Origin of the sequence: Psychroflexus sp. S27, assembly GCF_002810405.1 — a bacterium.
GTDB lineage: Bacteria > Bacteroidota > Bacteroidia > Flavobacteriales > Flavobacteriaceae > Psychroflexus > Psychroflexus halocasei_A.
In genome coordinates, this window is the sequence record NZ_NEXQ01000019.1 from 58,061 (window position 1) to 82,510 (window position 24,450).

Annotated in this window: 21 protein-coding genes and 1 tRNA gene; 11 read left to right on the forward strand and 11 right to left on the reverse strand. The window is 33.5% G+C overall.

Annotated elements, in window-relative coordinates:
• Positions 1 to 9: 9 nt before the first annotated feature.
• The 4 genes from CAP47_RS02945 to CAP47_RS02960 all read left to right on the forward strand — a co-directional run bounded on the left by CAP47_RS02945 (position 10) and on the right by CAP47_RS02960 (position 7,888).
• The gene (locus CAP47_RS02945; protein WP_100775319.1) at positions 10 to 1,116 is read left to right on the forward strand and encodes an efflux RND transporter periplasmic adaptor subunit; all 1,107 of its coding nucleotides are present in this window, start codon (positions 10 to 12) and stop codon (positions 1,114 to 1,116) included.
• A gap of 6 nt (positions 1,117 to 1,122) precedes the next feature.
• A complete protein-coding gene (locus CAP47_RS02950) occupies positions 1,123 to 4,272 on the forward strand; it encodes an efflux RND transporter permease subunit (protein WP_100775320.1) in 3,150 nt (1,049 codons plus the stop codon).
• A complete protein-coding gene (locus CAP47_RS02955) occupies positions 4,272 to 5,681 on the forward strand; it encodes an efflux transporter outer membrane subunit (RefSeq protein ID WP_100775321.1) in 1,410 nt (469 codons plus the stop codon). Before CAP47_RS02950 ends, CAP47_RS02955 begins: the two co-directional genes overlap by 1 nt.
• A 131-nt stretch (positions 5,682 to 5,812) precedes the next feature.
• Positions 5,813 to 7,888 carry a M1 family metallopeptidase gene (locus CAP47_RS02960; RefSeq protein WP_192869933.1) on the forward strand — a complete coding sequence of 692 codons (2,076 nt, stop codon included), beginning with the start codon at positions 5,813 to 5,815 and terminating at the stop codon, positions 7,886 to 7,888.
• A gap of 15 nt (positions 7,889 to 7,903) precedes the next feature.
• Here CAP47_RS02960 and CAP47_RS02965 read toward each other — a convergent pair whose 3' ends face one another.
• Positions 7,904 to 8,428 (reverse strand): hypothetical protein, encoded by a 525-nt coding sequence (locus tag CAP47_RS02965; protein WP_100775323.1) that lies wholly within the window; start codon positions 8,426 to 8,428, stop codon positions 7,904 to 7,906.
• A 116-nt stretch (positions 8,429 to 8,544) separates the two neighbouring features.
• Between CAP47_RS02965 and CAP47_RS02970 the strand changes: the two genes are divergently transcribed.
• The 3 genes from CAP47_RS02970 to CAP47_RS02980 are packed head-to-tail and all read left to right on the forward strand — an operon-like array spanning position 8,545 to position 12,120.
• A complete protein-coding gene (locus CAP47_RS02970) occupies positions 8,545 to 10,866 on the forward strand; it encodes an ATP-dependent helicase (protein WP_100775324.1) in 2,322 nt (773 codons plus the stop codon).
• On the forward strand, positions 10,866 to 11,492 hold the full coding sequence (locus CAP47_RS02975) for a potassium channel family protein (protein ID WP_100775325.1): 627 nt from the start codon (positions 10,866 to 10,868) through the stop codon (positions 11,490 to 11,492). The genes CAP47_RS02970 and CAP47_RS02975 overlap by 1 nt, the downstream gene beginning before the upstream one ends.
• Positions 11,493 to 11,502: 10 nt before the next feature.
• Entirely contained in the window at positions 11,503 to 12,120 is a 618-nt protein-coding gene (locus CAP47_RS02980; RefSeq protein ID WP_100775326.1) for an L-threonylcarbamoyladenylate synthase, read from the forward strand.
• A gap of 78 nt (positions 12,121 to 12,198) precedes the next feature.
• Here the strand turns inward: CAP47_RS02980 and CAP47_RS02985 are convergent, their stop codons facing one another.
• On the reverse strand, positions 12,199 to 13,218 hold the full coding sequence (locus CAP47_RS02985; RefSeq protein WP_100775327.1) for a M28 family metallopeptidase: 1,020 nt from the start codon (positions 13,216 to 13,218) through the stop codon (positions 12,199 to 12,201).
• A gap of 202 nt (positions 13,219 to 13,420) precedes the next feature.
• Between CAP47_RS02985 and CAP47_RS02990 the strand changes: the two genes are divergently transcribed.
• Positions 13,421 to 13,505, forward strand: a tRNA-Ser gene (locus CAP47_RS02990).
• A gap of 340 nt (positions 13,506 to 13,845) precedes the next feature.
• Here the strand turns inward: CAP47_RS02990 and CAP47_RS02995 are convergent.
• From CAP47_RS02995 to CAP47_RS03010, 4 genes are all read right to left on the reverse strand, one after another.
• The gene (locus CAP47_RS02995) at positions 13,846 to 14,481 is read right to left on the reverse strand and encodes an SDR family oxidoreductase (RefSeq protein ID WP_100775328.1); all 636 of its coding nucleotides are present in this window, start codon (positions 14,479 to 14,481) and stop codon (positions 13,846 to 13,848) included.
• 83 nt (positions 14,482 to 14,564) lie between these two features.
• Positions 14,565 to 15,269: a type 1 glutamine amidotransferase domain-containing protein gene (locus tag CAP47_RS03000; protein ID WP_100775329.1), complete on the reverse strand. Its 705-nt coding sequence runs from the start codon at positions 15,267 to 15,269 to the stop codon at positions 14,565 to 14,567.
• A 19-nt stretch (positions 15,270 to 15,288) separates the two neighbouring features.
• Positions 15,289 to 16,284 (reverse strand): NADP-dependent oxidoreductase, encoded by a 996-nt coding sequence (locus CAP47_RS03005; RefSeq protein WP_100775330.1) that lies wholly within the window; start codon positions 16,282 to 16,284, stop codon positions 15,289 to 15,291.
• A 77-nt stretch (positions 16,285 to 16,361) separates the two neighbouring features.
• Positions 16,362 to 16,940 (reverse strand): TetR/AcrR family transcriptional regulator, encoded by a 579-nt coding sequence (locus CAP47_RS03010; RefSeq protein ID WP_100775331.1) that lies wholly within the window; start codon positions 16,938 to 16,940, stop codon positions 16,362 to 16,364.
• A gap of 374 nt (positions 16,941 to 17,314) precedes the next feature.
• On the opposite strand from CAP47_RS03010, the gene CAP47_RS03015 reads away from it, so the two are divergent.
• Positions 17,315 to 18,847 carry a GH3 auxin-responsive promoter family protein gene (locus tag CAP47_RS03015; protein WP_100775332.1) on the forward strand — a complete coding sequence of 511 codons (1,533 nt, stop codon included), beginning with the start codon at positions 17,315 to 17,317 and terminating at the stop codon, positions 18,845 to 18,847.
• Here CAP47_RS03015 and CAP47_RS03020 read toward each other — a convergent pair.
• From CAP47_RS03020 to CAP47_RS03030, 3 genes are all read right to left on the reverse strand, one after another.
• On the reverse strand, positions 18,844 to 19,443 hold the full coding sequence (locus tag CAP47_RS03020) for a hypothetical protein (RefSeq protein ID WP_093240871.1): 600 nt from the start codon (positions 19,441 to 19,443) through the stop codon (positions 18,844 to 18,846). The genes CAP47_RS03015 and CAP47_RS03020 overlap by 4 nt on opposite strands.
• 75 nt (positions 19,444 to 19,518) lie before the next feature.
• On the reverse strand, positions 19,519 to 20,163 hold the full coding sequence (locus tag CAP47_RS03025) for a DUF2306 domain-containing protein (RefSeq protein WP_100775333.1): 645 nt from the start codon (positions 20,161 to 20,163) through the stop codon (positions 19,519 to 19,521).
• A gap of 28 nt (positions 20,164 to 20,191) precedes the next feature.
• A complete protein-coding gene (locus CAP47_RS03030) occupies positions 20,192 to 20,695 on the reverse strand; it encodes a DUF421 domain-containing protein (RefSeq protein ID WP_100775334.1) in 504 nt (167 codons plus the stop codon).
• A gap of 162 nt (positions 20,696 to 20,857) precedes the next feature.
• Here CAP47_RS03030 and CAP47_RS03035 point away from each other — a divergent pair, with 162 nt between their 5' ends.
• Together CAP47_RS03035 and CAP47_RS03040 are read left to right on the forward strand one after the other, a co-directional pair.
• Positions 20,858 to 22,741 (forward strand): hypothetical protein, encoded by a 1,884-nt coding sequence (locus tag CAP47_RS03035; protein ID WP_100775505.1) that lies wholly within the window; start codon positions 20,858 to 20,860, stop codon positions 22,739 to 22,741.
• A 126-nt stretch (positions 22,742 to 22,867) separates the two neighbouring features.
• Positions 22,868 to 23,401: a hypothetical protein gene (locus CAP47_RS03040; RefSeq protein ID WP_192869934.1), complete on the forward strand. Its 534-nt coding sequence runs from the start codon at positions 22,868 to 22,870 to the stop codon at positions 23,399 to 23,401.
• A 5-nt stretch (positions 23,402 to 23,406) separates the two neighbouring features.
• Here the strand turns inward: CAP47_RS03040 and CAP47_RS03045 are convergent, their stop codons facing one another.
• Together CAP47_RS03045 and CAP47_RS03050 are read right to left on the reverse strand one after the other, a co-directional pair.
• Positions 23,407 to 23,835, reverse strand: coding sequence for a hypothetical protein (locus CAP47_RS03045; protein WP_100775335.1), 429 nt, complete (start codon positions 23,833 to 23,835; stop codon positions 23,407 to 23,409).
• 20 nt (positions 23,836 to 23,855) lie between these two features.
• Complete coding sequence (locus CAP47_RS03050; RefSeq protein ID WP_093240851.1) at positions 23,856 to 24,374, reverse strand: hypothetical protein; 519 nt, start codon at positions 24,372 to 24,374, stop codon at positions 23,856 to 23,858.
• Positions 24,375 to 24,450 lie beyond the last annotated feature (76 nt).

Here is a 24,450-nt window from a genome sequence, read left to right on the forward strand (position 1 = left end):
ACACTAATAATGAAAAAAAATATTTTAAGTTTCGTTTTTTTATGTGCTCTATTTGTTTCTTGCGGTGATGATCAACCTCAACAACAAGCAAGAGGACCGATGCAGGTACCCGTCATTGAACTACCAACAAAAACATTGACGGATTTCAACACCTATCCAGTCAGTATTGAAGGTGTTGTCAACAGTGAAGTTCGACCTAAAGTTTCAGGATACATCACTAAAGTTGTTGTAGATGAAGGTCAATCTGTTAAGCAGGGAGATGTTTTATTTACTTTAGAAACAGAATCCTTAAGTCAAGATGCACAAGCTGCTCAAGCAAATGTCAATGCGGCTCGTGTTGAGGTTGAAAAATTAAAACCTCTTGTGGACAAAGAAATTATTAGTAAAAGCCAGCTTGAAACGGCAAAAGCAAAATTAGCTCAAGCTAAAGCTTCATATAGCAGTATTGCTGCAAACATTGATTACGCAACGATTAAGAGCCCAGTTGATGGAGTCGTTGGTTCTATTCGATACAGAAATGGTTCTTTGGTAAGTCCAGAGTCTAAATTAACGACAGTTTCTCAAGTTGATGAAGTTTATGCTTTTTTCGGAATGAATGAAAAAGACTATATCACTTTCTTACAACACGCTGAAGGCAAAGATGTGAAAGAAAAAATTGCAAATTTTCAAGCAGTTAAATTAGAATTAGCCACTGGTGATGTATACGAACATGAAGGCGAAATTCAAACCGTTTCAGGTCAAGTGAATCCACAAACTGGAACAGTTAATTTTAGAGCAAAATTCCCTAATCCAGGTCGTTTATTGGCGAATGGAAATAGTGGACGCATTATGATTCCTGAAACTTATGAAGATAAAGTTGTTGTCCCTGAATCAGCAAGCTTTGAAAGACAAGGTTTAATTTATGTTTATGGTATTAAAGATGATTCTCTGGCAGTATCAAAATCATTTCAAGTTGATGCACGAGTTAAGAACTTCATTATCGTTAAGTCAGGTTTAGAAAAAGGTCAAAAAATTATTGCAGATGGTGTTGGCCAGATCAGAAACAACATGCCTGTTAAACCTCAGTTGAAAGATTTTGACAGCATTGTAAAACCAATTAATAAAGTTTTTAAATAATATAAGATGTTAAAGAAATTTATAGAAAGACCTGTTTTATCAACGGTCGTTTCCTTAATTATAGTCATTTTAGGTATACTCGGGATCACGGCTTTGCCAGTGTCTCAGTATCCTGATATTGCGCCACCAACGGTGCAAGTGACAGCCAATTACCCTGGTGCAAGTGCTGAAACTGTTCTTGAGAGTGTTATCATTCCTATTGAAGAACAAGTGAATGGTGTTGAAGGGATGGATTATATTACATCGACAGCAAGTAATAGTGGTCGTGCCGAAATTCAAGTTTTTTTTAAACAAGGTTACGATGCTGATATCGCTGCGGTAAACGTTCAAAACCGTGTTGCAAGAGCCAATCCATTATTGCCTCGTGAAGTTATTCAAGGAGGTGTGATTACTCAAAAGCAGCAAACGAGTGCTTTGATGTTTATGTCTTTACTTTCTAAAAATGAAGATTATAATTCGACATATATTCAGAACTATTTAAACATTAATGTTATTCCAGAACTCAAAAGGATTGATGGTGTAGGTGATGTTCAAGTTTTTGGTTCTAAAAATTACTCGATGCGTATTTGGCTTCAGCCAGAAAAAATGACTGCTTATAACTTAGTTCCTGCAGATGTTACAGCAGCAATTAACGAACAAAGTTTGGAAGCTGCAGCAGGTTCTTTAGGTCAGAATAATGCAGAAGCTTTTGAGTATGTGATCAAATATCCAGGTCGTTTTAAAACTGAAGATCAGTATGAAAACATCATCATTAAGTCTTTAGGTAACGGTGAATATTTGCGTTTAGCTGATGTTGCTGAAATTGAGTTAGATGCTGAAGGTTATAGTGTTGTTTCTGAAACAAACGGCTATCCAGCGATGAACATGGCAATTTATCAAACACCAGGATCAAATGCACAGGAAATTATTCAAAACGTTCACAAGAAAATTGATGAATTAGAGGTAAATTTCCCTGAGGGTGTAGAGTCTTACATCAACTTAGATACCAACGAATTTTTAGAAGCTTCAATTGATAAAGTGATAACGACACTTATTGAAGCTTTCTTATTGGTATTTATTGTCGTTTTTATTTTCTTACAAGATTTTAGATCAACATTAATTCCAGCGATTGCTGTTCCAGTATCAATTATCGGTACATTCTTCTTTTTGAATTTATTCGGATATTCGATTAACTTATTAACTCTTTTTGCTCTCGTTTTAGCTATTGGTATTGTGGTGGATGATGCTATTGTGGTTGTGGAAGCAGTTCACGCCAAACTTGAAGAAGGTGCTGATTCAGCATTAAGCGCAACCCGAACTGCGATGGACGAAATTACTGGCGCAATTATCTCCATTACACTTGTGATGGGTGCTGTTTTTATTCCAGTGACATTTATTTCTGGTCCAACAGGTGTTTTTTATGAGCAATTTGGTATTACTTTAATTGTGGCGATTGCAATTTCAGCAGTTAACGCTTTGACATTAAGTCCTGCTTTATGTGCTTTATTTTTGAAAACTAATAAAGAAAAAGAAAACAGTAAAAGTTGGTTGCAAAATTTCTACGATAAATTTAATGCAGCTTTTGAAGCGACAACAGAGCGTTACGTTAAAAGCTTATCTTTCTTATTTAAACATAAATGGATTACACCTGCCGTGATTGCTTTTTCAATTTTTGGTATCTACATGGGTCTTGAGAAAACGCCGACTGGCTTTGTTCCAAATGAAGATAGAGGTGTTATTCTTGCAAACATTGAGTTACCAGCTGGTGCTTCTTTAGATAGAACGGTTGGTATTACAAAACAGTTTGAAGATCAAGTGACATCAATTCCTGGTATTAGTGGAATTACATTAGTCAATGGTTTTAGCTTAATTAGTGGACAAGGGAGTAACTATGCAATTGGTTTCGTTAAGCTTGATCCATGGGAAGAAAGAGAAGAAGATTATTTATCTTCTGATGCAATCACGGGTCAATTATTCCAATTAGGCGGAAGTATCACAGGAGCTGAAATGGTTTTCTTTGCACCGCCAAGTATTCCAGGTTTTGGTAGCTCAGCTGGTTTTGAGTTTAAACTACTTGACCGTTCAGGAGGTTCCTTTGATAAATTAGATCAGCAATCCAAAGAGTTTTTAGGAAAACTAAATCAAAGACCAGAAATTCAATATGCGCAAAGTTCATTTAATATGAATTATCCGCAATATGAGTTAGATATTAACATTCCTAAAGCTAAAGAAGCTGGCGTTTCTATCAGTCAAATTTTTGGAACACTTCAAGGTTATATCGGTAGTATTTATGCAGCTGACTTTTCTAGATATGGTAAACAATACCGTGTTTATATACAAGCTAAACCAGAAGATAGAGCTAATGAAACCGACTTAAATATGTTATATGTCAGAAGCGGTTCAGGTGAGATGGCACCGATTACGGAGTTTGCTGATCTTAGAAGAGTTTACGGTCCGCAAGCAGTAACGCGTTTTAACCTCTTTAACTCTGCATCGGTAACAGGTGCCCCAGCGCCAGGTTACTCTTCGGGTAATGCTATTAATGTTGTTCAAGAAGAGGCCTCAAAATTATCAAATGATTTTGATATTGGTTTCTCAGGTTTATCTCGTGAGGAAGTTTCCGCAGGATCACAATCTCTATTTATTTTCTTATTGAGTATAGTGTTTGTTTATTTCATTTTATCAGCGCAATATGAAAGTTATTTAATTCCATTCTCTGTCTTATTTACTTTACCATTAGGTGTGATGGGAGCTTATATATTTACCTATTATTTAGGATTAGAGGCAAATATTTATTTCCAAATTGCATTGATTATGTTACTCGGTTTATTAGCCAAAAATGCTATTTTGATAGTTGAGTTTGCTATGCAAAGGCGAGCAGAAGGTATGAAGCTTGTTGATGCGGCATTAGATGGAGCAAAAGTTCGTTTAAGACCAATTTTGATGACATCACTAGCATTTATTATTGGTTTGATGCCATTGGTATTTGCATCAGGTACAGGTGCAGAAGGTAACAGATCGATTGGAACAGGAGCTGTTGGCGGATTATTAATAGGAACAATTCTCGGTGTATTTATTACACCTATGTTATACATTTTCTTCCAATGGTTACAAGAAAAGATTTCACGTAAGAAACCAAATTCAGATGAATCATCAACTGAAATAAAAGAAGCATAATGAAAAAGAGTCATATTTTTAGAGTTTTAATATTAGGAGCAGTTCCATTTTTGTTGGTCTCTTGCTTTGCTGCTAAAGATTATCAAGAACCTGATTTAGTAGAGCAAGAAGCTCGCTACAGAACAGATAGTTTGCCATCGGATAGTTTAACGATGGCAGATGTTTCTTGGAAAGATATTTTTGAAGATCCCGTTCTTCAAAATCATATTGAAAGAGGTTTAGAAAACAATATTGACATCCGTGTTGCCGTTCAGCAAATGAACGCTGCTATGGCTTATCTTCAACAAGGAAAGGCTGGTTACTTGCCGAGTTTAGGAGTTGAAGGGACTTGGACACACTCCAACTTGTCAGATAATAGCCAACAAGGTGTTTTGTTTGGTGGAGGTGGTGAGTCTGATCAATATCAATTGGCTGCAAACCTTTCTTGGGAAGCAGATGTTTGGGGAAAAATCAGAAGTCAAAAACGTGCTTATGGTGCAAGTTACCTACAAAGTGTTGCTGCTCATAAAGCCGTAAAAACACGATTGATAGCATCAATTTCTTCCACATATTTTCAATTACTTGCGCTCGATGAGCAAATTGAAATTACAGAAGAGACAATTGAAAACCGTGTTAATAGTTTAGAAACAACTTCTGCCTTAAAAGAGGCTGGAAATGTCACTGAAGTTGCTGTAAAACAAACAGAAGCTCAGATTTATACAGCGAAAGCAATTCTTGTTGATTTAAAAAAGCAAAGTAAACTTTTAGAAAATACTCTTTCGATATTATTAGGAGATTCTCCACATGAAATATCAAGAACTTCATTGGATCGTCAAGAAATCAATACAGAATTAAAAACAGGTGTTCCTGCTCAATTATTGAGCAATCGCCCTGATGTTATCGTCGCAGAAAATGCTTATCGCAATGCCTTTGAAATGACAAACGTAGCGAGAAGTCAGTTTTATCCTTCGATTACTTTATCAGCATCTGGAGGTTTTCAGAGTTTAGATGCTAGTGAACTTTTTGATGCTAATTCACTTTTTGCAAATTTAGTTGGCGGATTGGCTCAACCTCTTTTTAATAAAAGAAAAATCAGAACTGGATATGAAGTTGCTCAGTCTCAACAAGAACAAGCTTTATTAAGATTCGAAGAGTCTTTGTTAAATGCAAGTAAAGAAGTTTCTGACGCATTATATTCTTATGATTCTGCAACACAAAAAATCGATTTAAAAACCAAAGAGTTTGAAGCTTATCAATTAGCGACAGATTACTCTGAAGAGCTTTTAAATAATGGTTTGGCCAACTATTTGGAAGTTCTAACAGCTAGAGAAAATGTGTTGAACTCTCAGTTAAATCTTGTTGACGCAAAGTTTGATCAATTAAATTCAATGATTGACCTTTACCGTGCTTTAGGTGGCGGATGGAAATAGTTTATTTGTGATTTAGATTTTTAGATTTGTTGAAAACCTCATTTTTTGAAATGAGGTTTTTTTATGCCCTGTTTTTTAAGCTATCTTTAAAACAAGCTTTATTTTTACCTTTTATAATTGATTATAGACTTATGAAATCTTTCTCTATTCTTTTCTTTTTTCTGCTCACATCATTTGCTTTCTCTCAATCGCAGTCTATTGATGTTCAAAATATCACAGCCCATGTTACAATCAATCCAGATGAAAAACAGATATCAGCTGATTATCGATTTAGTTTTCTGACTAAATCAAAATTGGATACCGTTTTTCTGGACGCTAAAAATTTAGAAAATATCAAGTTTGTCAACACTGAATTTGAAATTTATAACTCAGGAAATAAACTTTTTTTTATTGGAAATTTTAAAAAAGACAAATCTTACACTTTTGATTTTTCATATCAAGTTAAACCAAAACAAACAGTTTATTTTATAAAAAAACTTCCTGAACATGATAACTCTGCGCAAGTTTGGACGCAAGGTCAAGGCAAGTACACTTCTCATTGGTTGCCAAGTTTAGATGATATGACGGACAAAATTATCTTTAATCTCAGCTATACTTTTCCTGATCAATATGAGCTCACAGCTAATGGAGCATTGGTTTCTGAAGAAAAAAATGAAAATCTATTAACAAGGCATTTCGAAATGAAAAATCCTATGAGTAGTTATTTGGTTGCTTTTGCTGTTGGAAACTTCAAAGCCGTCCGCGATACAACTGACTCTGGTGTGCCTTTGAAAATGTATTTACCTGAACAGTACAATGATTATTTCAGATTTACTTATCAAAATTATAACGAGATTTTTTCGATACTTGAAGATAAAATTGGCGTGGCTTACCCTTGGCAAAATTATAAACAAGTTCCTGTCAGAGATTTTCTTTATGCAGGAATGGAAAACACTGGTTTGACTATTTTCTCTGAAGAATTTATTGTCGATGAAATAAGTTATAACGATCAAAACTTCACAAACGTCCATGCGCATGAATTGGCTCACCAATGGTTTGGAAATTCAATCACCGAGAAAAGTTCTGTGCATCATTGGCTTCAAGAAGGTTTTGCAACATATTTTGCATTATTAGTTGAGCAAGAACTTTTCGGAAATGCTTATTTCGAAAATCAACTTTTTGAAGATGCAGAACAATTGAAGTTAGCCAGCGATAGAGGAGAAGGAGAGAAAATAATGAGTAAAAATGCGAGTTCTTTAACCTATTATAAAAAAGGCGCTTGGGCTTTACATGCTTTACGAAATAGAATTGGAGATGCTGTATTTTTTGATTCTGTCAAAGATTTTCTTAACCAAAATGCATATCAAATTGTTGAAGTTGACGATTTTTTGAAAATTGTAGAAGAAAAGTCTGGACAAAGTATGTTAGACTTCAAGAAAGAATGGTTGCTACAAACCTCTTTTCCTGCGGAAGAAGCACTTTCAATTCTGGGTAAGTCAGAATTTATTGATCAATTATTTAAGTTAAAACTAAAACGAGGTAAACCACTCAAAGACAAAATTCTACTTATCAAAAATGCTTTGCTTTCAAGGCATAATGCATTTTTAGGACCAGAAGCTGTTTTGCAAATCATTCCTGAAAAAGGATCCCAGCGAGAAGATTTACTTTATTTAGCTTTCTCGACAGGAAATATTGAAACACGTCAATTTTTAGCCAAAAATTTGAAGCAAATCTCTAAAGATTTAAAAGAGAAATATGAAGATCTTTTAAAGGATCAATCTTACGTAACAAGAGAGCATGCTTTATTAAACTTATGGATGAACTTTCCTGAAGATCGCCGTGATTATTTAGCGCAAATGAAAGGTCAGGAAGGAACAATTCACAAAAATATCGAGTTGTTGTGGCTGATGCTCAAAGTCACAACAGAAAAATCAAAAGAAGCCCGAAAAGCTTTTCATCAATTAACAGATTATACAGACTCAGCTTACGCATATCAGATAAAACGTCAAGCTTTTATATATTTATTTCAGATAGATAAATTAACAGACCAGTCAATTATTAATCTCTCAAAAGATCTTAATCATTCCGTTTGGCGTTATCGTAATTTTGTAAAACAATTACTTACCGAATTAATCAAAGATCAAAATCATCGAGCTGATATTATCAAACTTTTAGAAAAAGATCAATTATCAAATAAAGAAAAAGTCAAAGATATTTTGAAGGTTTAATATGGTAAATCTACTTTACCAAAGCTGTTGAGCTTCATTTTTAAGAAATTCTAAACCAGTTTCACTTGGGGATTGTTTGTCTAATAATTCAGTTAAAACGGCCTCTCTTAATTTTTGAGCTGTCGTGATTTTTTCATTCATATTTATTTGACGAATCAAAGAAATTGTCGCGCCTTTTGAAGCTCTAATCGCTTGCCAAGTTTTATTGCTCACATAAATTTGCTGTATCAAATTATGTTCGTATTCCTGCTCGATCGTAGCAACTAAAAGTTGCTCGTAAGTATGTTTGTCTTCACTTGTTGGATTGACGCGTTGCAATAAATTTCCTGGATGAATACGCTCTAAAAAAAGTGTCAATCTTTCAAAAGCTTGAAGTCTTACTGGTAAACTCTCTTTTTTAAGTTCATTCAAGTCTTCGTTATATTTTAATTGCGCTAAATGATCAGTATGAGTTTTAAAGAAATAATAAGCTACTGCGCCAACAACTAAAGTTGGTAAAAGATAGATAAGTATTGTTAGGATAGAGTCGTAATTGTCCATTGCATTTTTTTTTCAAATATATTAAAGTATTTTAGATGGGTATTTATGATTAGAAAGTAATTCTACTTTGGTATAAATCCTTATTTTTGAAAATCAAATTTTTAAGCTAAAAAACATTGCAAGACCATATTAATCAACTTAATGAAGCCCAGCGTGCAGCTGTTTTACAAAAGGATGGCCCTATGATTGTGATTGCTGGTGCTGGTTCTGGAAAAACAAGAGTTCTCACCTTTCGTATTGCACATTTGATGCACCAGGGTGTTGACCCTTTCAATATTTTATCATTGACTTTTACCAACAAAGCAGCACGAGAAATGAAAAATCGTATTGCTGATATTGTGGGAGGTAATGAGGCTAAAAATTTATGGATGGGAACCTTTCACTCTGTTTTTGCGAAAATTTTGCGAATTGAAGCCGATAAATTAGGTTATCCATCAAACTTTACAATTTACGATTCAAAGGATTCTCAACAATTGATGAGAACCATCATCAAAGAGATGAAACTCGATAAAGATATTTATAAATATAAACAGGTCTTATCTCGTATTTCTTCATTTAAAAACAGCTTGATTACAGTTAAAGCTTATCGTAAAGATCTTGAATTACAAGAAGCTGATGCCATGGCAAAACGCCCAAGAATGGGTGATATTTATCAAGAATATGTAGAGCGTTGTTTTAAAGCTGGCGCGATGGACTTTGATGATTTATTATTACGAACCAATGAACTTTTAACACGTTTTCCTGATGTTTTAGCCAAATACCAAAAACGTTTTAAATATATTTTGGTAGATGAGTACCAAGATACGAATCATTCTCAATATTTAATTGTGAGAGCTTTAAGTGATCGCTATCAAAACATTTGTGTTGTGGGTGATGATGCGCAAAGTATTTATGCTTTTAGAGGTGCAAATATTAATAATATTCTGAATTTCCAGCGTGATTATGATAAAGTTGAATCTTTTAGGTTAGAACAAAATTACCGTTCAACTAAAAACATTGTTGAAGCTGCAAACTCAGTGATTGACAAAAATAAAACCAAACTTGAGAAATTGGTTTGGACAGCGAATGATGAAGGTTCCAAAATTCATGTTAATCGCTTGATGAATGATGCCGAGGAAGGTCGTTTTGTTGCAAGTTCCATTATGGATAAACGCATGCAAGAAAATGCTAGAAATGGTGAATTTGCAGTTTTATACAGAACAAACGCGCAAAGCCGTGCAATAGAAGATGCTTTGCGCCGTAAAGATATTCCTTATCGAATTTATGGTGGGCTTTCTTTTTACCAACATAAAGAAATCAAAGATGTATTGGCATATTTAAGATTAATTGTCAATCCGCAAGATGAGGAAGCTTTTAAACGTGTTGTCAATTTTCCTGCAAGAGGTATTGGACAAACAACGATGGATAGATTGACTTTAGCTGCCAATCATTATAAAAAATCACTTTTTGAAGTTGCAGAAAATATTCATAAAATAGACCTGAAAATAAATAAAGGGACAAAGACAAAACTGATCAATTTTGTCAATATGCTCAAAACTTTTCAAATCGCTGCAAAGGAAAAAGATGCCTTTTATCTTACCGAATTGATTATCAAAAAAACAGGTTTAATTCAAGAATATAAAAAGGATTCTTCTCCAGAAGGTATTACAAGAATTGAAAATGTAGAAGAACTTCTCAATGGTGTTCGTGATTTTGTAGAAGGTCAGAAAGAAGTTGCAGATTCTGATGCAAGTTTAGCTGAGTTTCTTGAAGATGTTGCGCTCGCGACGGATATGGACAAAGAGGTCGATGATGATGATCGTGTCGCTTTGATGACAATTCACTTAGCAAAAGGTCTTGAGTTTCCATACGTATATATCGTTGGTCTTGAAGAAGATTTGTTTCCTTCTGCGATGAGTTTAAATACACGTTCAGAGCTAGAGGAGGAGAGACGTTTGTTTTATGTGGCATTGACCAGAGCTGAAAAAGAAGCTTATTTAACCTATGTGATTTCGCGTTACCGTTGGGGTAAATTAATCGATGCAGATCCGAGCCGATTTATAGAAGAAATTGATGATGATTTTTTGAACTTCATGGTTCCGAAAGATGATTATAAATTTAATTCATTCATCGATAGAGATATTTTTGATGATGATGTTGATAAGTCAAAACTAAGACAAACAAAACCTAAAAGTTCTACACCTCCGCCGAGTCACAAGCCTTCTGAAAAGCAATTGAGACGCTTAAGAAAATTAAAACCAGAAGGAGAGGATCTGTCAGGTACTGCAAAACCTATTCAATTAGAAAGTGGGCAAGAGGTTGAGCATGCGCGTTTTGGTAGAGGAGAAGTGATTGAGGTTACAGGTGCAGGAAATGATGCTAAAGCTTCTATAAAATTTAAAACAAGCGGTGTTAAAAACTTAATACTTAAATTTGCAAAATTAAATATAATTAACTGATGCTCAGTGTTACAAAACTAATTATAGCCTTATTATCTCTTTTCAGTATAGGCTTATTATCAGCGACTTTTTTTCTAGATCCTACTTCTGAGGTGAGTCGACTTATTGAGTATTACGATGTTCTTTTATGTCTTGTTTTCTTTATTGATTTTTGCAGCCAAATGTATAAGGCAGAAAACCGAACAAAGTTTTTCTTTACAACAGGCTGGTTAGATTTGATTTCATCAATTCCAGTGATACATGAATTTAGATATGTGAGAGTTTTTCGTATTTTTCGTGTTTTTCGTATTGTTAAATCCTTTCGCTTACTGATCAATTTTATCAAAACACATAAAGTACAAAGTCTTTATGGCGTGATACTTTTTGTTTCAATCACAACAGTTATTTTGACTTCTACTTTTGTGCTTTATTTTGAGAAAGATGTGGGTAATATCAAAACTGCTGAAGATGCGATATGGTGGAGTTTTGTTTCAGTAACAACTGTTGGTTATGGAGATCATTATCCTGTGACAACAATTGGTCGTGGACTTTCAATACTATTAATTTCAACAGGTATTGCACTATTTGGAGCATTAATTTCTTATATTACAGCATCAGTTGAATCGATCAAAAATCAGGGGAAATAAATTATAAGATATGGCAGAAATAATCAAACTTTACGAAAAAAATACGTCAGAAAAACATCTTCAAAAAATCGCAAAAGTTCTTAAAGATGGTGGCGTTATCATCTATCCAACCGATACAGTCTATGGTTTGGGTTGTGACATCAATAATAATAAAGCTCTGACAAAAGTCGCTCGACTTAAAAATGTTAAGCTTGAAAAAGCAAATTTTTCATTTATTTGTGAGGACTTAAGTAATTTATCAGACTATGTTTCTCAAATTCCAACAAATACTTTTAAAATTTTAAAAAGAAATCTACCTGGTCCTTATACTTTTATTTTACCAGGAAATAATAATTTACCCAATGTCTTTAAAAAGAAAAAAACAGTTGGGATACGTGTTCCAGATAATGTGATTGCGCGTTCGATTGTTAGCACATTAGGAAACCCAATTGTATCGACTTCAATATACGATGAAGATGATTTGGTAGAATACACCACAGATCCTGAACTGATTGCTGAAAAATGGAGAGATCTAGTTGATATTGTTGTTGACGGAGGTTATGGTGATAACACTGCGTCAACTGTGATCGACTTAACAAAAGATGAACCTGAATTAATCCGTCAAGGAAAAGGATCGATAGAGATTTAATGATATTATAATTCTTACTAAAAATGGAAAAGCCAGATGAGAACTCTCGTCTGGCTTTTTTATGAAGTTAAAAATTAATTATTTTTTTAAAGTCGGGTTATCTACAAGAGGACGTTCACTTCTGTTAGCCAATTCCCATGCTGTATAGAAAATGAGTTTTGCTCTTTTCTCTAAAATATCATACTCAATTTTCTCAACAGTATCTGTTGGCATATGATAATCAGCATGAACACCGTTAAAATAGAAGATAACAGGAATATCAAATTTAGCGAAGTTATAATGATCACTTCTGTAGTAGAATCGATTTGGATCATCTTCTTCATTATATTTATAATTCAAATCTAAATTTGTATAAGTTGCATTTGCATCTTCAGAAATTTGATGTAATTCTGAACTCAATCTATCACTACCTATTAAATAAACATAGTTTCCATTGTTTTGATGAGCTTTATCACGTCTACCAATCATGTCAATATTAAGATTGGCAATGGTTTTATCAAGATCATAAATAGGGTTTTCAGTATAAAACTTAGAACCTAGTAAACCTTTCTCTTCACCTGTAAAATGTAGAAAAATAACAGTTCTTTTAGGTTGATGACCATTACGTGCAGCTTTTTTAAAAGCTTCTGCAATTTCCATCACAGCAACAGTGCCCGAACCATCATCATCAGCTCCGTTGTATATTTGTCCATTTCTTTTTCCTAAATGGTCATAATGTGCTGAGATCACTAAATATTCATCTGGCAATTCGCTGCCTTCAATCATAGCAATAACATTTTCTGAATCTCCAAATCTATCATCATAAAACTCAGAAGGTATATTTTGATAGTAAGGGGTATTGTCTCTAATGTCTCCACCTTTAATATTGAGGCTAGCATAGAAATTTTTCAAAAATTCAGCTGCTTTTTTTTGTCCAGGTGTACCAGTTTCACGGCCTTCAAATTCATCTGAGGCTAAAACATTGAGGTAGTCACTTAAATCTGCAGACTTAATAGATTTAGCATATTCGACAGGATCATTAAGGTTTGTTTGATTTTGCGTACTTTTACATGAAAAGGCTGTCACGGCAATCATGCAAATAAGTAATAATTGTTTCATGAGATTGTTTTTTTGCTAATATAAGTAATTTTGATAGTCATAAAGTGAAGGAAGTTTTAAAATATAACTCTCACGTAATTTTTTGATTTTTAGTTGATTGAGATGTTTTTTGATTAAAAGTTGAATTTCTCTATCAAAAACTTAAAAAAATATTTTGAGAATTGAAATAACTGACTATCTTTGCAATCGCAAAACGATGCACGGAGAAATGGCAGAGTGGTCGAATGCGGCGGTCTTGAAAACCGTTGAGGGTCAAACCTCCGGGGGTTCGAATCCCTCTTTCTCCGCAAAAGGAAACCCACAATTTTTAATTGTGGGTTTTTTATTTTCAGAAAAGACGCAAGCCGTTTATTGGCTTGCAAGTCTTAGATGTAAATAAAAAATCAGCGTCGCCTTTTTGGCGAGGTGCGGGTTTCTATGTTTGTTCAGGATACCATATTTTGAATCAACGCAGTTAATCCCTCTTTCTCCGCAAAAGGAAACCCACAATTTTTAATTGTGGGTTTTTTATTTTTAGAAAAGACGCAAGCCGTTTATTGAATCAATTTCAATTGATATATTTATAAATAACTATAATCAATTTATAAAAATTAATCCCGAATATTTGAATTCTAGGATTCGTACTATTTATTGAACAGCTTCCTTTATTGGCGTATCACCAGCCATTATTTCAAAGGTTTCATTAAGCTTGACTTTATCCGCCAGAACTTCAACCAATGTTTTTGCAACATCAGCTCTCGTAATGTTACCACCTTTATTTAATTCAGCGATATCGCCAGTTTGAATTTTTCCAGTTGCATTATCATTAGTCAATGCGCCTGGACGAACAATAACGTAATCTAAACCGCTAGAGCGCAAATACTCATCAGCATTTTGTTTAGCTTTGAGGTAGTCTGTAAGATCGCCACCTTGTGAAGGGTCATCGGTTCCAATAGAACTTAACATGACAAACTTTTTGAGATTAGCTTTTTTTGCTGCATCCACCATTTTCTTGGCGCCATCTTGATCGACTCCAACCACATTTTTACCACCGGAACCTGCTGCGAAAATAACTTTATCAGCATCTTGAACAGTCTGATTGACATCACTTTCTAAATCAGCCAAAATTGTTTGAACTTTTTGATTTTCAAAATGTTCTTTTTGTTCTTGCTTGCGAACCATCGCAATTGGATTATATATTTCTGATTGTTTTAAGATGTTGATGATAATTTTTCCTGTGGTACCATTAGCACCGGCAACTAGTATATTTTCTTTTGTATTCATTGTCTTTTGATTTTAAATTTTAATAATTACAGGAAGGAACTCTCAGAGTAAATTCTCATCTGAAAGTTTAATTTCCCGACAATTTATTTTTTCTTATTTAATTGGTTTAATAACAGTTCAGCTACTTTTTTTGAAGATGCAGGATTTTGGCCTGTAATGAGTAAACCATCTTCTAAAGCGTATTCTTCATAATCGTTGGCTTTACTGTAGATAGCTCCATTTTCCTTGAGCATATTTTCTACTAAGAATGGGACTACTTCTGTAAGTCCTGCCATGTCTTCTTCTGAATTAGTAAAGCCTGTCATTTTTTTATCCTTCACCAAAGATTCTCCAGATTGGTCTTTCGCCTTTTTCAAAGCGGCAGGTGCGTGACAGACAAACGAAATTGGTTTATCTGATTGATAGAAATCTTCGATTAATTTCGCTGACTCCTCACTTTCGGCCAAATCCCATAACGGACCATGACCTCCAGGATAAAATACAGCATCGTAATCTTTAGCAGAGACCTCAGAGAGTTTAAGCGTAGATCTTAATTGCTTTTTCAAGGCTTCATCTTTATCATAACGCTTTGTCGATTCTGTTTGATTTTCGTCTTGTGCACTTGTCGGATCAACTGGAGGCTGTCCACCTTTTGGAGAAGCAAGCGTGACCTTTGCTCCATGATCAATTAAATGATAATATGGCGTGGTAAACTCTTCAATCCAAAATCCAGTTTTATGTCCGGTGTTCCCTAATTCTTCGTGTGAGGTTAAGACGATTAATATGTTTTGTTGCTTGATATTTTTCATAAATTCTTTGTTTTAAAAATTATACTTTAACGATCATTTTTCCTTTGTTTTTGCCTTCAAAAAGATCTAAAAAGGCGTTTGGAATATTGTCAAAACCTTCAACAATCGTTTCCGAAAAATCGAGTTTTCCAGCTTTTAGCCATTGAGATAATTGCTCTATACCTTCTGGGAATTTGTCAGAAAAATTATTGACAATGAAACCTTGCATCAGTACACTTTTTTTAATTAAAATAGGCTCAATACGAGGTCCAGTTGGTAATGAAGTACTGTTGTAAAGTGAAATTGCACCACAAACGACAATGCGTCCAAAGCGATTGATATTTGCATGAACTGCATCAGAAATAGTCCCACCGACATTATCGTAATAAACATCAACACCCTTTGGTGCTGCATCAGCAATGGCTTTAGTCATGTCTTCAGTTGTTTTGTAGTTAATCGCAGCATCAAACCCATATTTAGACTTAAGCATATCAACTTTTTCATCACTTCCAGCGATACCAATGACGCGGCAACCTAATATTTTACCAATCTGACCGACGGTGCTTCCCACAGCACCTGCAGCACCTGATACAACAATTGTTTCACCTTCTTTTGGTTTTCCAACTTCAGTTAAACCGTGATAGGCAGTCAAACCTGTCATTCCGAGGATTCCTAAATAGGCGGATAGCGGTGCTTTATCAGCATCAACTTTGAGCAAGTCTTTGCCATTATGTGTTTGCTGTTCTTTCCAATCTAACATACCAGAAACAAAATCACCTTTAGTATAAGAATCATTTTTTGACTCGATAACTTCGGCAATGATGCCTGAATTAATGGGTTTATTTAGTTGAAAAGGTTCAATATAAGATTCTGCCTCGCTCATTCTGCCTCTCATATATGGATCGACAGAAACATATTTTGTTTTAAGAAGAATATCTCCATTGTTCACTTTAGGAACATCTTCAGATGTAAATTTAAAATCAGATTCTTGTGGTTTTCCGTTTGGACGATTATTTAAAAGAATTGTCTTGTTCATAAAATTATTTTTTTGGTTTTACTTTATTTTAAATTATTTATTAATGAATGTTCATTCATTACTTAAGTCAATTTTTTTTATATTTTAATGGCATCCCATGCACTTTGAAAAGCTTTCTGACGCATTTCATCATTCAGGCTGTAGTAACTTTTTTGTTGAATCGCCAATAAAAATGACAAAGGATAAATTGTGTATGCGTAAAGTATGTAGTTAGAAAGCGGCTTGACGATACCTTCTTCTTTTGCTTTTTCCCATAAATCGAGTAGGGGTTGAAGATGTTTTAAACCTTCCTCTGCAGCAGTCGCATCAATAATTGGCGTGTTGTCACATTGCGACAGAAAAGTCGCTTCATCGATTTTATTTAATTTGTAATCAGCGATGTTATACCATATAATTTCAAAGCCTTTTTTAACAGGTAGGTCGTCTCGATAATCCTTAAAAGCATATTCGCTAAAAGATGATTTGACTGTCAAATACAGTGAGTTGATCAAATCTTGCTTATTTTCAAAGTATAAATAAATCGTTGCTGGTGCAACCTTGGCCAGCTTTGCAATCTTTGACATTGATGCCTTGTGAAACCCGTCGTTGTTGACGAGATTTAAGGTGGCATCTAAAAGTGCTTTCTTTTTATCAGTGACTTTTTCTTGTTGGTTCATTTTTATTTTTTTGTTTAAAATGATTCAGGGTTTTTGCTGTGAGAATTTCATCTGTTGATGATATTTCATCATGCTAGATTTAAATGAATCATAATCTTTACACTGCAAATATATAATAAATGAACGTTCATTCTTTTTTTAGTTTTAGTTTTAACATGACTTTAATTTTGAACTGAAATTAAAAGTCATTTACAGAACTTCATTAGTATTAGCTAAATAGGTGACTATATAATAAAGATTGTTTTTGAATTTGTCTCAAGCTTTTGAAGGTTGATTGCAGATTTCATCCAAATTAACGAATATTTATCAACGAAATGGATTCATAAATTAGTCAATAAATTATCTTTGAGTGAACTTGTTTATAAAAATTCATCATGGCAATTATAGGGTCGGTTATCAAAAACATTATCAATGTCACAGACAGTATTTCAACTGAAAATCATCCAGAGGAAAATCAGCGAAAAGTACTTAAAGAACTTTTAGAAAAAGCCAAAGAAACAGCTTTTGGAAAATATTATGGTTTTGAAAAAATCCTTGAAAGCGATGAACTTGAAAAAACTTTCAGTGAAAAAGTTCCTTATTTTGATTACCATCAAATGAATGAAAAATGGTGGCACAGACTGCATGAAGGTGAAGAAGATATCAGTTGGCCAGGCGCGCCATCTTATTACGCTATAAGCTCGGGAACAACAGGTAAAACAAGTAAAAAAATTCCTGTTTCTCAAGAAATGTTAGATGCAATTAAGCAGTCAGGTATTAAACAAGTAACCGCATTAGCAAATTTCGATTTACCTTCTGATTTTTTTGAAAAAGAAATTATGATGCTCGGAAGCTCGACAAACCTTGATAAAAAAGACGATCACTTAGAAGGAGAAATTAGCGGGATTAGCGCAAGTAATATCCCTTTTTGGTTTAGAGGTTATTATAAACCTGGAGAAGAAATTGCAAAAATTGATGATTGGGACGAGCGCGTGAAGCATATTGCAGAAAATGCGAAGAATTGGGATATCGGTGCTTTGAGTGGGATTCCTTCTTGGATGGAATTGATGCTGAAAGAAGTGATTGATCATCACAATGCTGAAACCATTCATGATGTTTGGCCTAATTTACAAGTTTATACATCTGGTGGTGTTGCTTTTAAGCCTTACGAAAAGAGTTTTAATGCTTTACTAAAACATCCGATCACAGTTATTGATACTTATTTAGCTTCTGAAGGATTCATAGCCTGCCAAACACGGCCAGAAACATCGGCGATGCAGTTGATTACAGATAACGGAATTTATTTTGAATTTGTTCCTTTTGAGCCAGATTATATTCAGCAAGATGGCTCTATCTCTGATGATGCGCCAGTGGTCAGTTTTGCTGATGTTGAAGAAGGAAAAGATTACGTTTTGTTGATGAGCACAGTTTCTGGTGCATGGCGATATTTAATTGGTGATACAATTGCCTTTACAGATAAAGAACGTGCTGAAATAAAGATTACTGGCCGTACAAAATTCTTTTTAAATGTGGTTGGCTCTCAACTTTCTGTTAATAAAATGAATGATGCCATTCAAGAGTTGGAAAATAAATTTGACATTAAATTACCAGAATTTACTGTTTCTGCTGTTAAAGTTGATGGTGAGTTTCATCACGTTTGGCATTTAGGAACTGATGATAAACTTGATATTAGTGAAGAAGGTTTGGCTAAAGCACTTGACGATATTTTAAAAAATGCAAATAAAAATTATAAAGTTGCACGCTCAAAAGCACTCAAAGGTGTCAAAGTAAAAGTCTTGCCAATGGAAGTTTTTTATGAGTGGAGTGGTGCCAACAAGAAAAAAGGTGGACAAGTGAAAATGGAAAAAGTGATGGGTGAAGAAAAATTTAAAGATTTTGAGGCTTTTGTCAAGAAGCAATTATCTTAAGCCTTCTTTTCTTTGATTTCCTCTTTAACCTTTTCCTCAACTTCATCAGGCTCTAAATTGTTAACAAGCTCCATGATTTCTTCAGGTGACATGTAAAGTTTTTTAATTCTGGCTTTATATTCAGAGCTAATACTCGTGTTGTTTAAAATGAAATTTTTTGTAGCTAAAATGTATTCATACATTCCATGTTCAACAGCAAAAGTATCTGCAGCTCTTTCAACTTCCTTAATATGCGCACTTGAAAACAAATATTTCAAGCCGAAAATAATCATATCAAATTTCCCTCTATCTCTGTAATCCATTACGTGACCGAGTTCATGGCCTATCCAGCCAATCATAATATCATCATCAACATCAATAACTTTAAACTCTTCACCTTCAATGTGAAATTTTTCACTGATGAGAATAACATAACTTCTACTTCCTCTGGGCTTTAAAAGGCTAGCAAATTTTGGCTGAGCCTGCATCGTTGACTTGTTAATATTTTTTTTAAACTTAAAAGTAATGGGTGTGTCTTTCAGTTCAGGGTAATATGAAAGTGCTTCTTCAACTTGAGGTTTTATAATGTTAGGAATTGTTTTATTTGTAAATTTCATGAAATGAATCTATGTTTACTTTCAATTTAAATCAAGCTAAGCAAAAAGCTTATTAAAAGACTCATAAAACTTGAATTACTTCTTTAAAGTAACTTTTGGTTTGGCGACTTTTTTTATCCAGTAAAAAATAATAAATCCGCCAATGATTCCAGGTATAAACCACGCTGAGATGCCAGAAATAAAATTATTGACAACGACAAAAGCTGTTGTCGCAGATATGAAGCCACCAATCATTTTGCCAAGATGTAATTTTAACCAAGCTTTCCTTAATCTATCTGGCTTGCGATAGAGGAGAAGATCTTTTACTGAAAAAAATATGCCGACAATAGCAAAAACAACAAGAATCAAATTAATTGTTCTTGAATAAATATAAGGTAAGAAAATCATTAAAGTTCCAGTAAAAATCATCAGTACTGAAATCAGTTTATCAGCCATCAAAACAGGATTTTTCTTTTTAAAATTTAGGGCTCTTTTTCCTGTAATCACAAAGTATAAACTGAAAATACCGATAGCAAACAAAAATGGATTTTCATGATTTGGTAAAACTGAAATGATAAGCGCGCTGATTCCTGAAAGTATCATTCCATAGAAAAAAACAAGTCCTGATTTACGGTGAATATTTTTCCCTTTTTTAAAAATGAGTGCAATAAAACCTGCAATGAGAGCAATGCCACCAAAGCTTGCGTGAATGATGATGAGTAAGTAAATGTATTTTTCCATTCAAAATTTTATTAAAATAATCATTGATTTAACTCATTACATCTTCAGTGATAACTTCATCAATTTTGATGTCATCAGAATTATGTAAGACAGAAATATCTCCTGTGCTTTCAAAAACAACAGCTTTTACATCAGTTAATCGATGTACATTTGCCTCTCGGAGTTTTGCCATCAAGTCGCCTTGATCAACATTACATTGTTTGAGCTTGTCATGAAAAATTTCTCCATCCTTCATTAAAAACTGAGGTTTGTTTGTGAAAAGTTTTTTAAAAGTATCGTTTTTTCTAGTCAGATATGCAAATAGAGCTTGAAACGCAATAATGGAAATTAATGCAATTGCTCCTTTCATAATACTTTGATCTTTATTTATAATGATACTAGCCAATATTGAGCCTATGGCAATAGTAGAGGCGAAATCAAAACTTGACATCTTTGCAAATGTTCTTAAGCCAAAAACTCTAGTGATTAAGATAATAATCGTGAATATTGCGATGACAGAAGCAATGACTAATAAAGCATTTTCTAAGTCCATAAGGTTGAATATTTTAAAAGATGATTAAATGTACTTTTAAAATTTTAGAAAAAAAATATTGACTCAATTTTATGTTTTAAAAACTTTAATTTGAGCTTGATTTATTTCAAATATATTAACTTTTGCGCCGTTAATTTTATCATGCAATTTTGTTTTAAAACTATGTTTAAACTGAACAAATATTATTTTGTTTTTTCTCTTTTATGTTTATTTTTTGTTCAATCTGTTTTCTCTCAGGTGAATAAAAAAGAGAAGGATTCGACAGACACAGTTTATGATAAAATTGAAGATTTATCAGAAGAAACGAAAATTTCAAAATTTTTCCATCGTCTTATTTTTAAATCAAATAAAAAATCTAAGAATAAAACAAAGGTGAGAGAGCGACAGGATCTTGAGCCTTATCAAGGCAAAATTATCAGAAAGATTGAAGTCGATAGCCACGATCCGTTTGGTTTTTCCTTTACAGATTCTACAAAAACAACGAGAAATTGGTTGGAACGGACAGGGAATTTACTTCACATAAAGTCTAAAGATTTTGCGATAAAGAATTACGTGATTATCAAGAAAAATCAAGCACTTGATGTTTCAAAAATTAAGGAATCTGAGCGTCTAATAAGATCTCAGAAATTTGTGAGAGATGTTGAAATCACCGTTCAACCCGTTGAGAAAAGTCAAGATTCAGTTGATGTGATTATCACTTCTTTAGACTCGTGGAGCTGGATACCCAAAGCTTCATTTTCTGGGTCAAAAATGAAAATAAAACTTACAGATTATAATTATTTAGGCTTTGGACATCAGTTTGACATCGGTATGCAAAATCGCTTCAGCTCAGGAAAAATTGCACCGCAATTCTTTTATAAACTACCAAACTTTAAGAATACTTACATCAGTTCGTATGTTGCTTATGAAGAAGACTTGATTGGGAACTACAATAAACGCTTTAATGTTGATCGAAATTTTTTCTCGCCATTTACAAAATGGGCAGCAGGTATTTATGTAGATGAACAATATAAATTAAAATTTTTGCCAGGCATGGATGTCGCTGTTGATGATCCGCAGGCTTTTAAATACAGGTCTCAGGATATTTGGGGAGGTTATTCTTTTCATTTATTTAAAGGGCAATCTGATAGAGAGCGAAAAGCAAATATTATTGCGACTTCAAGGCTTCTTCATGTTGATTACAGTGAAAAACCAAGTGCGGAATATGATAAAATCAACTTCTTTACAAGTGAAACTTTTTACTTGGGTAGCATTGGTATTTCTTCAAGACAATTTTTAGAAGATAGGTTTATTTTTAGAGATGGAATTATTGAAAACGTACCTGTTGGAGATATTTATTCGATCACACTTGGAAATCAGTATAAAAACCAAAGTAACCGATTTTACTTCGGAGCAAAAGTTGCTCATGGAAATTATTACGATTGGGGTTATTTAAATGGAAGTCTTGAATATGGAACTTTCATGAAAGGTTCAGTTCCTGAGCAATCGGCTTATGCGTTGCGTATTAATTATTTTACAAATTTGATAGAGTTGGGGCCAAAATGGCGAATGCGTCAATTTATTAAACCTCAATTTATTATTGGTAAAAACCGTTTAGATTCTTTTGGTGATCGATTAACAATTGATGAAGTGAATGATTTTGGTAATTTTTACGGCAATCAAGAAGGCTTAAAAAACAGTATTGGTATCCCTGGTTTTGATAGTGATTTGTTAGGAACTTCAAAATATGCTTTGTCTTTACAAACGCAGTTTTACTCCTCACGTGAACTTTTGGGATTTAGACTTAACCCTTATTTTAATATGAATGCAGCTATTTTGGCAGGGAATGAATCTTACAGCAGCAATAAACTTTTTTCATCTTTCAGTATCGGACTTATTTTAAGGAATGATTATTTGGTCTTTAATTCTGTTCGATTCTCCTTGTCATATTATCCTGAAATTCCAGCTGAAGGCAAAAATATTTTTAATACTGATAGTAATTATTTCGATGAAGGAGGTTTGCAAGGTTTTGAAATAGGTAAACCTTCCCCAGTTTGGTATAATTAAGTCGTCTTTAAATTATTTTAGAATTTAATTTTTGAAAATATTTTCATTATAATGTTTATCAAATTAGGAATCTTACTTATTGGTTTTACGCAAGCCAGCTTATTGCCTCACTTTATCAAAAAGGCTTTGAAGTTTGTTGATTTAGATCTGAACAAATTTACTTTGAGTTTTTTAAGCAACAAAGATCTATATGGTGATAGCTTTGTTAAAGGTTATAAGTGGCTTCTATTTGTAACGGCTTTTTTAACTTATTTTTTCTTTCTTTTACTCACTAGCTTTTATGATTTAAGAGGTTACAATCAATTAATGCAATACATTGATTTTGGATGCCTTTCCTTAGCTTCGCTAGCTTTTGTACCTCACAATATTAGGCCTTTTAGTAAAGAAGCTGTTAAAACAAATATGCAAAGGATTTTGCATAATCTTTTAGCTGTGATTGTTTTTTTATCACTACCAGGACTTATTCTGACATTTCAGTTGATTGTTTTGGCAGATTTTAAAGTTTTGGGAGTTGTAGGAACTATCATTATCGGATTAATGATGATCTTTGTCGCCCTTTCAATTATTAAAAATGGCATCAATGGGATTACAGAATTAATCTTTATTAATGGCATTAGCTTATGGACTATTTTTGTAACTATAATGACAGTTTTGGGATAGTCTTTTTATAAAACTTTTGTCATTTCAATGACAGTTCTTTCAACAGTCAAATCAGTAGTTTTTGTTTTAGATGCTTCAAATACCTTTACATTTTTGATAATCAGTTTTCTTGTGCTATTTATTCTGTAAATCCATTTTTGTGTTGAATCAGTCTGCGTATAATATAAAAGTTTAAGCTTGTCACTTTTATCTAAAGAATGCTTAGAGGAGAGAATTTCGGAAGCTTCATCATGAGAAAGAAAGCCTTTATTGATAGAAGATTTAAAATTATTAAGAGAAAGACTTTTTTCATCTGGTTCGGTATGTAACAAATCACTGAAATTATCAGGATTGATGTTCGTATTTTCGATCAGATTGGTTTCTTCGTTCTTATTATTATTTTCATGACAAGAGAATAATAGTAATATCAGACTAAAAAGTAAGGTTGTTTTCATTTTAAAATTTACTTTAATGATTAAAGACTAACACTCACACCGCCAATAGGGCGCAAGCCGTTTGAGAATATACTCTCGTTATCTTTGTAAAGTACGTTATACATTAAACCAAAGTAAACTTTAACGCGTCCGCCACTTTGATAACCAGCGCCTAGCCACAAAGCGTTTTCATCAAAACTTGTTGAGTTTGATGTGAGTTTATTTTTTTGAGTTCCATTATAATATTCATAATGCGCTCTCAAAAATAAATTTTGAATCGCATAATAATTCAAATATGGTCCAGTGTTAAGCATGTGTTGTTTTGAGTATTTCCAGTCAGAATAACGATAACCAACCGTGATTCCACCTTCCAAACCTTCAGTGATTTTATAACCTATACTAGGTGCGATACCAAAGCCAAAATAATCGTTACTCCCAAAACTTAAACCAATATTTCCGCCAACTCGCCATCTGTTTTCCGTTTGTGATTTCGAAACATTGATTTGGCTAAAAGCTATTGTTGATGAGAATATAAGTGCAATCAATAATGAGTTTTTCATGGTGATAGGTTTGTGTTAGTTTTCTAAAGATAGAAATTATTCATAAAAAAAGGAATGCACTTAAGATACATTCCTT